Source organism: Streptomyces sp. NPDC000151 (assembly GCF_040301705.1).
Taxonomy (GTDB): domain Bacteria; phylum Actinomycetota; class Actinomycetes; order Streptomycetales; family Streptomycetaceae; genus Streptomyces.
Genome location: NZ_JBEPFC010000199.1, coordinates 1 through 11,566 on the forward strand (window position 1 = coordinate 1; position 11,566 = coordinate 11,566).

General features: G+C 73.6%; 11 protein-coding genes. 10 read left to right on the forward strand and 1 reads right to left on the reverse strand.

Annotated features, from left to right (window positions below; genetic code table 11):
- The 3 genes from ABT381_RS32845 to ABT381_RS32855 form a co-directional block, all read left to right on the forward strand.
- A partial coding sequence (locus tag ABT381_RS32845; protein ID WP_351600732.1) for a zinc-binding dehydrogenase occupies window positions 1–536 on the forward strand: 536 nt, incomplete at its 5' end.
- Window positions 533–1,738 carry an acyl-CoA dehydrogenase family protein gene (locus tag ABT381_RS32850; RefSeq protein WP_351600735.1) on the forward strand — a complete coding sequence of 402 codons (1,206 nt, stop codon included), beginning with the start codon at window positions 533–535 and terminating at the stop codon, window positions 1,736–1,738. The genes ABT381_RS32845 and ABT381_RS32850, both read left to right, overlap by 4 nt.
- Window positions 1,735–2,907 carry an acyl-CoA dehydrogenase family protein gene (locus tag ABT381_RS32855; protein ID WP_351600738.1) on the forward strand — a complete coding sequence of 391 codons (1,173 nt, stop codon included), beginning with the start codon at window positions 1,735–1,737 and terminating at the stop codon, window positions 2,905–2,907. The genes ABT381_RS32850 and ABT381_RS32855 overlap by 4 nt, the downstream gene beginning before the upstream one ends.
- Window positions 2,908–2,969: 62 nt before the next feature.
- Here ABT381_RS32855 and ABT381_RS32860 read toward each other — a convergent pair whose 3' ends face one another.
- A complete protein-coding gene (locus tag ABT381_RS32860; RefSeq protein WP_351600740.1) occupies window positions 2,970–3,908 on the reverse strand; it encodes a TetR/AcrR family transcriptional regulator C-terminal domain-containing protein in 939 nt (312 codons plus the stop codon).
- Between the two features lie 172 nt (window positions 3,909–4,080).
- Here ABT381_RS32860 and ABT381_RS32865 point away from each other — a divergent pair, with 172 nt between their 5' ends.
- From ABT381_RS32865 to ABT381_RS32895, 7 genes are all read left to right on the forward strand, one after another.
- On the forward strand, window positions 4,081–5,199 hold the full coding sequence (locus tag ABT381_RS32865; RefSeq protein ID WP_351600742.1) for an FAD-dependent monooxygenase: 1,119 nt from the start codon (window positions 4,081–4,083) through the stop codon (window positions 5,197–5,199).
- A gap of 105 nt (window positions 5,200–5,304) precedes the next feature.
- Entirely contained in the window at window positions 5,305–6,729 is a 1,425-nt protein-coding gene (locus ABT381_RS32870; RefSeq protein WP_351600744.1) for a hypothetical protein, read from the forward strand.
- Window positions 6,730–6,872: 143 nt separating this feature from the next.
- Window positions 6,873–8,483, forward strand: coding sequence for an ABC transporter substrate-binding protein (locus ABT381_RS32875; protein WP_351600747.1), 1,611 nt, complete (start codon window positions 6,873–6,875; stop codon window positions 8,481–8,483).
- 38 nt (window positions 8,484–8,521) lie between these two features.
- A complete protein-coding gene (locus ABT381_RS32880; protein WP_351600750.1) occupies window positions 8,522–9,478 on the forward strand; it encodes an ABC transporter permease in 957 nt (318 codons plus the stop codon).
- Complete coding sequence (locus ABT381_RS32885) at window positions 9,471–10,346, forward strand: ABC transporter permease (RefSeq protein WP_351600753.1); 876 nt, start codon at window positions 9,471–9,473, stop codon at window positions 10,344–10,346. Before ABT381_RS32880 ends, ABT381_RS32885 begins: the two co-directional genes overlap by 8 nt.
- Window positions 10,347–10,402: 56 nt before the next feature.
- Complete coding sequence (locus ABT381_RS32890) at window positions 10,403–11,353, forward strand: ABC transporter ATP-binding protein (protein WP_351600759.1); 951 nt, start codon at window positions 10,403–10,405, stop codon at window positions 11,351–11,353.
- Window positions 11,346–11,566 (forward strand): ATP-binding cassette domain-containing protein (locus tag ABT381_RS32895; RefSeq protein ID WP_351600756.1); only part of this gene is annotated, 221 nt, incomplete at its 3' end. The genes ABT381_RS32890 and ABT381_RS32895, both read left to right, overlap by 8 nt.

Below are 11,566 nucleotides of genomic sequence, written 5' to 3' on the forward strand. Positions count from 1 at the left end.
GCAGCGCCGCCGTCCAGCTCGGCCGGGCCGCCGGCGCCCGCGTCATCGGGGTCGTCGGCGGCCCCGAGAAGGCCGCGGTCGCCCGGGAACTCGGCTGCGACGTGGTCATCGACCGGCGCGCCGAGGACGTCATCAAGGCCGTGAAGGAGGCCACCGGCGGCCGCGGCGCCGACGTGATCTACGACCCGGTGGGCGGCGACGCGTACGCCCAGTCCGCCAAGTGCGTGGCCTTCGAGGGCCGCATCATCGTCGTCGGCTTCGCCAGCGGCACGATCCCCAGCCCCGCCCTCAACCACGCGCTGGTGAAGAACTACGCGATCCTCGGCCTCCATTGGGGCCTGTACGCCAGCAAGGAGCCGGCCGCCATCGGCGCCTGCCACGAGGAGCTGACCAAGCTCGCGGCGCAGGGCGTCATCAAGCCGCTGATCGGCGGCCGGGTGCCGCTCGACGGCGCCGCCGACGCGGTGCAGCGGGTCGCCGACGGCGTCACCACCGGACGCCTGGTCGTCCTCCCCGGAGAGGCAAGTGCCCGATGACCGCAGAGCCCACCGCACGCCCGGTCGACGCCGAGGAGCTGCGCCGGCGCACCGCCGAGCTGCTCGCCGCCCATCCGCCCGCCACCACGGAGCGCCTGGACTTCCTGCGCGCCCGCTTCGCCGCCGGCCTCGCCTGGGTGCACTTCCCCGAAGGGCTCGGCGGCCTGGGCGTGCCCCGCGCCCTGCAGGCCGTCGTCGACGAGGAGCTGACGGCCGCCGGGGCGCCCGACAACGACCCGGGACGGATCGGCATCGGCCTGGGCATGGCAGCGCCCACCATCCTGCGGTACGGCACCGAGGAACAGAAGCAGCGCTTCCTGCCGCCCCTGTGGACCGGCGAGGAGGTCTGGTGCCAGCTCTTCAGCGAGCCCGGCGCCGGCTCCGACCTCGCGGGGCTCGCCACCCGTGCTGTGCGCGATGGTGACAGCTGGGTCGTGGACGGCCAGAAGGTCTGGACGTCCGGCGCGCACAAGGCCCGCTGGGCGATCCTCATCGCCCGCACGGACCCGGACGCGCCCAAGCACCGCGGCATCACGTACTTCCTCTGCGACATGACCGACCCCGGTGTCGAGGTGCGGCCGCTGCGCCAGATCACCGGCGAGGCGGAGTTCAACGAGGTCTTCCTGACGGGCGTGCGGATTCCCGACAGCCGCCGGCTCGGCGAGGTCGGCGCGGGCTGGAAGGTCGCGCAGACCACCCTCATGAACGAGCGGGTCGCCATCGGCGGCGCCCGCATCCCCCGTGAAGGCGGCATGATCGGCGTCGCCGCCGCCGACTGGCGGGACCGCCCCGAACTGCGCACCCACGACCTGCACCAGCGGCTGCTGCGCCTGTGGGTGGACGCCGAGGTGGCCCGCCTCACCGGTGAACGGCTGCGCCAGCAGCTCATCCAGGGCCAGCCCGGCCCCGAAGGCAGCGGCATGAAGCTGTCGTTCGCGCGCCTCGCCCAGGAGATCAGCGGCTGGGAGGTGGAGTTCCTCGCCGCGGACGGCCTCACGTACGACAGCTGGACGCACACCGGCTCCGACGTACTGAGCTTCACCGGGCGCGAGGCGGGCTACCGCTACCTGCGCGCCAAGGGGAACAGCATCGAGGGCGGCACCTCCGAAGTGCTCCTCAACATCGTCGCCGAACGCGTGCTCGGCCTGCCGTCCGAGCCGCGCACCGACAAGGACGTCGCGTGGAAGGACCTGCCCCGATGACCGACCAGCAGACTCTGCCGGACGCCACGGCGTCCGAGCTGCCCGAGGGTCCGGACCTGCTCTACTCCGAGCCCGAGGACGACCTGCGCGCCGCCGTACGGTCCCTGCTGGCCGACCGCGGCGGCCCGGCCGGGGTCCTCGCCGAGCTGGAGTCGGGCCGCACGCACGACGCCGCCCTCTGGCGCTCGCTCGCCGCCGACATCGGGGCGGCCGGGCTGCTGGTCCCCGAGAAGCTCGGCGGCCAGGGCGCGGGCCCCCGGGAGGCGGCCGTCGTCCTGGAAGAGCTGGGCCGGGCCGTGACGCCCGTGCCGTACCTGACGAGCGCCGTGTTGGCGGTCACCGCCCTGCTCGGCTGCGACACCGGCCGGGACGACGTCGCGCGGCTGCTCGCCGCGCTGGCCGGAGGCGAGCGGATCGGCGTACTCGCGCTGCCGCTGCCGACCGCGCCCGCCGGGCCGCTGGAGCCGCCCGTACGGGCCGGGGTCGACGGCGCCCTGCTCGGCACCGTCCCCTCGGTCGCCGACGCGGCAGCCGCCGACGTGCTGCTCGTACCGGTGCGCGCGGCGGACGGCATCGAGCTGTACGCCGTGGACACCGATGCGCCGGGGCTGCACATCGAGACGGTCACCCCGCTGGACCTCACCCGTCCGCTGGCCCGCGTCACCTTCGACGGCGCGGCGGGCCGCCGGCTGGCCGGTACCGACCGGGCGGGCGGGGCCGTGCGGAAGGCCCTGCTCACGGGGGCCGGACTGCTCGCCTCCGAACAGCTCGGCATCGCCGAGTGGTGCCTGACCGAGCTCGTCGAGTACACCAAGCAGCGCCACCAGTTCGGCCGCCCGGTCGGCTCGTTCCAGGCGCTCAAGCACCGCATGGCCGCGCTCTGGCTGGAGGTGGTGTCGGCGCGGGCGGCGGCGCGCAACGCGGCGGACGCGCTGGCCACCGACAGCGCGGACGCCCCGGTGGCGGTGGCCGTCGCTCAGGCGTACTGCGCCCCGGTCGCGGTCCGCGCGGCAGAGGAGTGCCTTCAGCTGCACGGCGGCATCGGCATGACGTGGGAACACCCGGTGCACGTCTTCCTCAAGCGCGCCAAGAGCGACGAGATCGCCCTCGGTGCGCCCGGCCGCCACCGCGCGTCCCTCGCCGAACTGGTGGACCTCACGGCTCCGTAGGAGCCGGCGGGCACACCGGATGCCGGCCGACGGCTGTGGGGGCCGTCGGCCGGCGTCGCAGGTCAGCTGAGGCGGGGTGCGACCAGGCCGTCGAGCAGGGCTTGGAGGCCGCTTTCGAAGAGCCCGTCGAGGTCCAGGTCATAACCGTCGGCGCCGAAGGACTCCCGGAGCCGGGCGAACATCGGGTACCGGCCCGAAGCGGCGATCTTCCCGAAGGCATCTTCCTGCGCCTCCAGCCACTGCTCCTGGGAGAGGCCGCTCACGCTTTCGGCGTGCGCTTCCCGTTCGAGGTGGACGGCGAGCCCCTGGACGTGGCTGTAGAGCAGCACGTTGATATTCAGCATGGCGGTCCCGTCGAGCCCGAGGCCGTCCAGGCCGGCGAGCATCCACTCCGAGTACGCCATCAGGTTCGGCAGCGCCAACGGGCGCGTGAGCGGGGCGAGCTGCGCCAGCCAGGGGTGGGCGCGGTGCAGCGCCCAGAGGGCCCTGGCGCCCGTCTCCAGGCGCGTCCGCCGGCAGGCGGGCGGCTCGGCGGGGTACTCGATGTCGCCGAGCACGCTGTCCGCCATCAGCAGGACCAGTTCGTCCTTGCCGTTCACGTACCGGTAGGGGCTCATCGCCGCGGCCCCCAGGCGGGCCGCGACGCCGCGCATCGACACGGCCGCCAGCCCTTCCGCGTCGGCGACCTCGACGGCCGTGCGCACGATGCGGGCGCGGGTCAGCTCATGGTCGGAGGGGGCCGCCGCACGGGTGCCGCGAGAGAGGCCTGCGGGACGCCGGGACGGTGCCACCACCGTGCCGGCCCGCGGCCGGGCCTCCACGAGGCCCTCTTGACGCAGCGCGGTCAGCGCCTTGGTGGCCGTCGCCAGCGCGACGTGCCACTCCTCGGCGATCCGCCGGGTGGACGGCACCCGGTCACCGGCGACCAGCTCGCCGTCCTCGATGCGCCGCCGGATCTCCCCGGCGATGCGCAGGTACGGCGGAAGATTTTCCGCGGTCATCGCGCCCCTCCCTCGGCTGTACTAGGACAGAGGCTAGCAGCCAGGAGGGTTCCCCGGACGCTTTCTGTTCTAGAACAGACGGGAAATAAGCCCCTGTGGAGCGGCTTTCCCCGGTGCCGCGTACGGCGTACATTCAGCGCGTACACCGTACGTACTGCATGAGGGGGACCCCATGAGAGCCAGGACCGTGCTCGTCTCAGGAGCCGGCCTCGCCGGCCTCGCCACCGCCTACTGGCTGCGCCACCACGGCTACGAGCCGACCGTCGTCGAGCGTGCCCCGGGCCTGCGTCCGGGCGGGCAGGCGATCGACGTCCGTGGCGTCGCGCTGGACGTCCTGGACCGGATGGACCTGCTGACGGACGCGCGCCGGCTGCGCACTCGGATGCGCGGGATGTCGATGCTCGATGGCGCGGGGGAGGAGCTGTGGCGCTCCACCGAGATGGCCTACAGCAGCGGCCGGCTCGACAGCGACGACATCGAGCTGCTGCGCGACGACCTCACCGGGTTGCTGTACGAGCGGGCGCGCGACGGCGTCGAGTACCTCTTCGGGGACTCCATCGCCTCTCTCCAGGAGCGGCCCGACGGTGTACGTGTCGGCTTCGAAGGCGGTCGCAGCCGCACCTTCGACCTCGTGGTCGGTGCGGACGGGCTGCACTCCACGGTGCGCAGGCTGGCCTTCGGTGCCGAGCCGGAATTCCTCCGCCATCTCGGCGCCTACGTGGGCGTGTTCAGTACCGGCAACTTCCTGGAGCTCGACGACTGGCAGGTGTGGCTCCAGGAAGGCGACGCGACGTACTGCGTCTACCCGGCGCGCGGCAACAGTGAGCTCAGGGCCACGCTCGGCTTCACCTCCGGGCCGCTCGCACATGACCACCGCGACCCCGAGGGGCAGAAGGCGCTCCTTCAGGAGCGGCTGGGCCACTTGGGCTGGGAGACGCCGAGGCTGCTGACGGCTATGCGGCAGGCGCCCGACTTCTACTTCGACGCGATGGCGCAGATCCATCTGGACCGCTGGACCGCCGGCCGGGTGGCGCTCGTCGGGGACGCCGGTTACTGCCCCTCCCCGCTGTCCGGCCAGGGCACGAGCCTGGCCTTGGTGGGTGCCTACGTGCTCGCCGCCGAGCTCGGCCGGGCGGCGGAGGCTGGCCACCGTGCCGCGTTCGACCGCTACGAGGCGCGGCTGCGCCCCTTCGTCACCCGTAATCAGGCGCTGGCCACGGAGAACCCCGCCGGGCCCGCCCCCGAGGAGTCGATCGAGGCGGCCAAGAATGCCCTCGCGCTCGATGGTTGACCGTTCCACTTTTGTGCCTGCCTCACCGGGCGCGCGGCGCCCCACTGGCCGGGCGGCGCCCCACCGAGCATGTCGGAAAAGTGAAGTTCGGGTAGCGTCGTACGCATGAAGGTCGCACCCCGACGACCCGCCTTCCGGACGGTGCCGGCCCTGTCGGCCGCCGGTGCGGCGCTGCTGCTCGCGGTGGCGCCCGTCGCGGCTCCGGTGGCACCGGCCGCGTACGGGGCGCCTGCGGGGGCCGTCGTCGCCTCCGTGGCGCGCGACGACAAGGGCCTGGACGCGGCGGCCGACGCGCTCTCCAAGGGGCCCGTGTACGTCGACCCGCGGGCCGCGGGGCGGCTGCCGAACGGGCAGGCCGACGCCATGGCGAGCGACATCGAGGAGGCCGGGAAGCCGGTCTTCGTGGCCGTGCTGCCCGCGACCTCCGATTACCCGCCCGCGACGCTCTTCGAGGACCTGCGCACCCGGGTCGGCATCCGGGGCGTGTACGCGGTCCAGCTGGGCGACCGCTTCGACGCGCGCGCCGACGGGGGCGTGATGTCCCAGGAGTCGGTACGCCACCTCGTGGGTGCCGCCCAGCGGGCACACCCGGGTGACGCGACCGCGCAGCTGAAGGACTTCGTCGCGCAGGCCGACAAGCAGGTGGCGGACGGCACGCCGAAGTCCTGGCACGGCGCGGGCGGCAGCGGCGTCAGCACGGGCGCGCTGGTCGGGCTCGGGGCGCTCGTCGTCCTCGGGGCGGGCGGCGCGTACACGATCTCCCGCCGGGCCAAGCGCCGGCGCGAGGCCGACGAGCAGGCCGCGCTGGACGCGCTGCGGGTCGTGGTGGACGAGGACATCACCGCCTACGGGGAGGAGCTGGACCGGCTGGACTTCCGGCCCGGCGAGCCGGGCGCCGACGACCTGATGCGCGCCGACTACGCACAGGCCCTGGACGCGTACGAGAGCGCCAAGCAGACGATGGCGCAGGCGCGGCACCCCCAGGACGTGCGGAAGGTGACCGAGGTGCTGGAGGGCGGCCGGTTCGCGCTCGCCACGCTGGCGGCCCGGCGGGAGGGCAGGCCGCTGCCGGAGCGCCGGCCGCCGTGCTTCTTCGACCCGCGGCACGGCCCGTCCGTCGCCGACATGCGCTGGGCGCCACCCGGGGGCGCTGAGCGCATGGTCCCGGTCTGCGCGGCCGATCAGGCGCGGCTGGCGGACGGTCAGGAGCCGATGACCCGTACGGTGCGCACGCCTTACGGGGAGGACCGCCCGTACTGGGACGCGGGGCCGGTCTACACGCCCTGGGTGGGCGGCTACTACGGGATGCTCGGCGGCGGGCTGTTGCCCGGCCTCTTCCTGGGCACCATGCTCGGCTCCTCGATGATGGGCCCGGCCGCCTACGGGTGGGGCGACGGTGGGTACTACGGGGACGGCGGTGGTGGGGACTACTCGGGCGGCGACTTCAGCAGCGGCGACTTCGGGGGCGGCTTCGGGGACGGCGGGGGCTTCGGGGGCGGCGGCGGATTCGGCGGCGGCTTCGGCGACTGAGGCCGGGCTTCCCGGCGTGCGGCCGGGCTTCCGCGTGTAAGGACCGCGACTGCGCGCACTCTCTTACGTGCTGTTTAATTGCAAGCCATTCGCAAAAACTTTGCCATGGCATGAGACGGCATGAAGCAAGAGGAGAGTGGTGCATGTCCGCCCGGTCGATACGAGGAGCGGCCGCGACGGCCCTGGCGACGACGCTGGCCCTCGGTGCCGCGGCCTGCTCCACGCCGTCCGACGGCAAGGGTGCCGCGGGCGCCGAGGACTCCGCCGTGGTCGGCATCGCGTACGAGCCGGACAGCCTCAGCCCGCTGCTGGGCTACGGCAAGGACGGCAACTCCAAGATCTTCGACGGGCTGCTCACCCACGATGCGGATCTGCGGCTCAAGCCCGCGCTCGCCACGAAGCTCCCCGAGGTTTCCGACGACGGCCGGACGTATACCTACACGCTGCGCAAGGGTGTGGAGTTCAGCGACGGCAAGCCCTTCACGGCCGACGACGTGGTCTTCACCTACCGGACCATCCTCGACGAGAAGACCAACAACGCCTCCAAGGCCGAGCTCGACGCGATCGACGGCATCGAGAAGAAGGACGACCGCACGGTCGTCTTCCACCTCAAGTACCCTTACGCGCCGTTCGCCGAGCGCACCGTCCTGCCCATCGCCCCGCAGCACGTCGCCGGCGCGCAGGACGTGAACAACGGGTCCTTCACCACCCACCCGGTCGGCACAGGGCCGTACGTCCTCACCCACTGGTCCAAGGGCGAGAAGCTCAGCTTCAAGGCCAACCCGCACTACTGGGGCGGCGCGCCGAAGGTGAAGAACTTCACCATGGCGATCATCAAGGACGACGACGTGCGCGCCACCCGGCTGCGCTCCGGCGACCTCGACGGCGCGATCCTGCCGCCGAACCTCGCCGCCACCTTCAAGTCCGCGCAGGACAAGAAGACGTACACGGCCAAGACCTTCGACTACCGCAACGTCACGCTGCCCAGCGCGAACCCGGTCACCGGCGCCAAGGCAGTGCGCCGCGCCCTGGACCTCGCCGTGGACCGCGACGCCATGGTCAAGGGCATCCTCAACGGCGCGGGCAAGCCCGCCTACGGGCCCGTGCCCACCGACAGCCCGTGGTTCGCCAAGGGGACCGAGCGGGCGCACGACCTGAAGAAGGCCGGGCGTATCCTCGACGACGCGGGCTGGAAGAAGGGCGCCGACGGCATCCGCACGAAGGGGAAGCAGCGCGCCTCCTTCACCCTCTGGTACCTCTCCGGTGACAAGCTGCGCCAGGAGCACGCACTCGCCTTCGCCTCCGACGCCAAGAAGGCCGGCATCGAGGCCAAGGTCGAGTCCGGCACCTGGGAGGTCATCGAGCCGCGGATGAAGCACGACGCGGTGCTCGCGGGCGGCGGCAGCCCCGCCGACCCGGACTTCGACCAGTACCTGCTGCTGCACTCCTCGCTCGCGGGTGACGGCTTCAACAACATGTCGCGATACAAGAACGGCACCGTCGACCGGGCGCTCGTCGACGCCCGCCGCACCGACGACCACGACCGCCGCAAGGCCGGGTACGACACCGTCCAGCGCGCGCTGCAGAAGGACCCCGCATACATCTTCCTGACCCACATCGACCACCTGTACGTGGTGAACGACAAGTGGCAGGTCCCGGGGGAGCAGCGGCTGACCACTCAGGTGGAGCCGCACGACCACGGTCTGGCCTCCGGGCCCTGGTGGAACGTCGAGGACTGGCAGCCGAAGAAGTGAGAGCGCTGACGTCCCTGCCCTGGGGGCCGATGGCGCGGATGACCGGACGGCGGGCCCTGCTCGCCGTCCCGGTCCTCCTGGCCGTCACCTTCGGGGTGTTCGCCATCGCGGCGGCCTCGCCCTTCGACCCGGTCAAGGCGTACGCGGGGACCGCGGGGCTGACCGCGTCGCAGGAGAACCTCGACCAGATCCGCCACAACCTCGGCGTCGACCGGCCCCTGGTCGCCCGCTGGTGGGACTGGCTGACCGGCGCCCTCACCGGCGACCTCGGCGACTCCGCCTCGTTGCGCGCCCCGGTCTCCCAGGTCATCGGCGAACGCATCGGCTGGTCCGTCCTGTTGTGCGCGCTCGCCTTCGTGCTCGCCGTCCTGCTCGGCACCGTACTGGGCGTGCTCGCGGCCCGTAGGCGCGGCGGCCTGCTCGACCGCACGGTGACCGGCGCCGCGTACACCCTGGAGGCCGCGCCGCCCTTCTGGCTCGGCCTGCTCGCCATCTGGCTGTGCGCGCTGAAGTTCGGGGTGCTGCCGGCCGGCGGCCTCACCGACACCGGGAGCGGCACCGCCACCGCCGGCCAGGTCGCCCGCCATGTGATCCTGCCCGCCCTCGTGCTGGCCGTCTCGCAGCTCCCGTGGTTCGTGCTGTACGTACGCCAGGGCGTCGGCGATGCGCTCGCCGAGGACCCGGTGCGCGGCGCGCGCTCCCGGGGCCTGCGCGAGCGGACCGTCCTGCTGCACCACGCGCTGCGCAGCGGCCTCCTGCCGGTGCTCACCCTGATCGGCTCCCGGGTGCCCGAACTGATCACCGGCGCCCTGCTGGTGGAGACCGTCTTCAGCTGGCCGGGCATCGCGGCGGCCACCGTCCAGGCCGCCACCAGCGTCGACTTCCCGCTGCTGGCCGCGCTGACCGTACTGGCCACGGCCGCGGTACTGGCCGGCAACCTGCTCTCGGACCTGCTGTACGGACTCGCCGACCCGAGGGTGGCGTTCGATGGCTGACCTCACCTGGCACCCCGCGCGGCCCGGCACCGCCCGGGACCGCGGCAACCGCACCCTGAGGGTGGGCGCTTCGGCCGTCATCATGGCCGCCGTACTGCTCGCCGTCCTCCTTGTGCCGCCGCTCGTCCCCATGGACGCGCAGGCCGTCGACCTCGCCGCCAAGCTGCAAGCCCCGTCCCTCGCGCACCCCTTCGGGACCGACGAGGTCGGCCGGGACCTGCTGCTGCGCTGCGTCTACGGGCTGCGCGTCTCCCTCCTGGTCGGCGTGGTCGCCGCGCTCACCGCCACAGTCATCGGCACCGCCGTCGGCGCGCTGGCGGGCGCGCTCGGTGGCTGGGCGGACCGGGCCGTGATGCGGGTCGTGGACCTGTTCTCGTCCGTGCCGCACCTGCTGCTGGGCATCTTCGTCGTGGCGATGTTCCGGCCCGGCGTCTGGCCGGTGATCATCTCGGTGGGGCTCACCCACTGGCTGTCCACCGCGCGCATCGTGCGGGCCGAGGTGCTCTCGCTGCGCGGCCGCCCGTTCGTCGACGCCGCGGTCTCCGGGGGCGCCTCGCGGTGGCGGGTGACCGTACGGCATCTGCTGCCCGGCGTGCTCCCGCGGGCCGGGCTCGCCGCCGTCCTGATGGTGCCGCACGCCATCTGGCACGAGTCCGCGCTGTCCTTCCTCGGCCTCGGCCTGCCCGCCCACGAGGCGAGCCTGGGCATCATGGTCAACTCCGCGCGCGGCTCCCTGCTGGCGGGCGACTGGTGGCCCACGCTCTTCCCCGGCCTGTTCCTCATCGTTCCCACCCTCGCCGTCGCCGGCCTCGCGGGCGCCTGGCGGGAGCGGATCGACCCGCGCCGCCGATCGGAGCTGATGCTGTGACCACTACGGAAGCACCCCCCGTCCTCTCGGTACGCGGCCTGTCCGTACGCTTCCGGATGCGCGGCGGCCGGCACGTCGCCGCCGTCACCGACGCGTCCTTCGACCTCGCGCCGGGCGAGTGCCTGGCGCTGGTCGGCGAGAGCGGCTGCGGCAAGTCCGTACTGGCCTCAGCGCTGCTCGGCCTGCTGCCCGGCAACGCGGAGACCGCCGGCTCGGCGCGGCTCGCCGGGACGGCGCCCGGCGGCGCCCCGCTGCCCGGCATCGAGCTGCTCACTGCCACCGAGAAGGAGCTCGCCCGCAGCGTCCGCGGCCGGCGGGCCGGGCTGGTCCCGCAGAGCCCCGCCGCGCACCTCACGCCCGTCCGCACCGTACGGGCCCAGCTGGAGGAGACCGTCCGGGAGCTGACGGACGTCCCCCGCCACGAACTGCGCTCGGCTGCAGAGGGGGCAGCCGAGCGCGCGGCCTTCCCCGCCGACCACCTCGACCGGTACCCGCACCAGCTCTCCGGCGGCCTCGCCCAGCGCGCGGCGACCGCGCTCGCGCTGGTCGGCGAGGCGCCGCTGCTGATCGCCGACGAGCCGACCACCGGGCTGGACCGCCACCTGGTGGACCGTACGGTGGACGAGCTGCGTCGGCACGCGGACGACGGGCGCGCGCTGCTGATGATCACGCACGACCTCGCGGCGGCCGAGCGGATCGCCGACCGGGTCGCCGTCATGTACGCGGGCCGGATCGTCGAACTCGCCGGTGCGGCGGACTTCTTCGGGGCGCCGGGCCCCCGGCATCCGTATGCGCGCGGCCTGCTCGACGCGCTCCCGGAACGCGCCTTCATGCCCATCCCCGGCCAGCCGCCCGAGCTCGGCGCGCTCCCCGAAGGCTGTGCGTTCGCCGCCCGCTGTCCTTACGCGACGGCGGCGTGCGACGTCGTGCCCGAGCCGGTCGACGGGGTGGCCTGCCACCACGTACCGACGGGCGCCCCGGCCACTCGGGAGGCCGCCGATGCTTGACCTCATGGACGTCACCGCCGGGTACGACCGGATCCGGCCCGTCGTGCGCGGCGTCTCCCTGCGCGTCGCACCCGGTGAGGCGGTCGGGCTGCTCGGCCCCAGCGGCTGCGGCAAGTCCACCCTCGCCAAGGTCGCGGCCCTGCTGCACCGGCCCGACCGGGGGAGCGTCGTCGTGGACGGACGGAGGGCGCCTGGCTGGCGGCACCGCGCCCC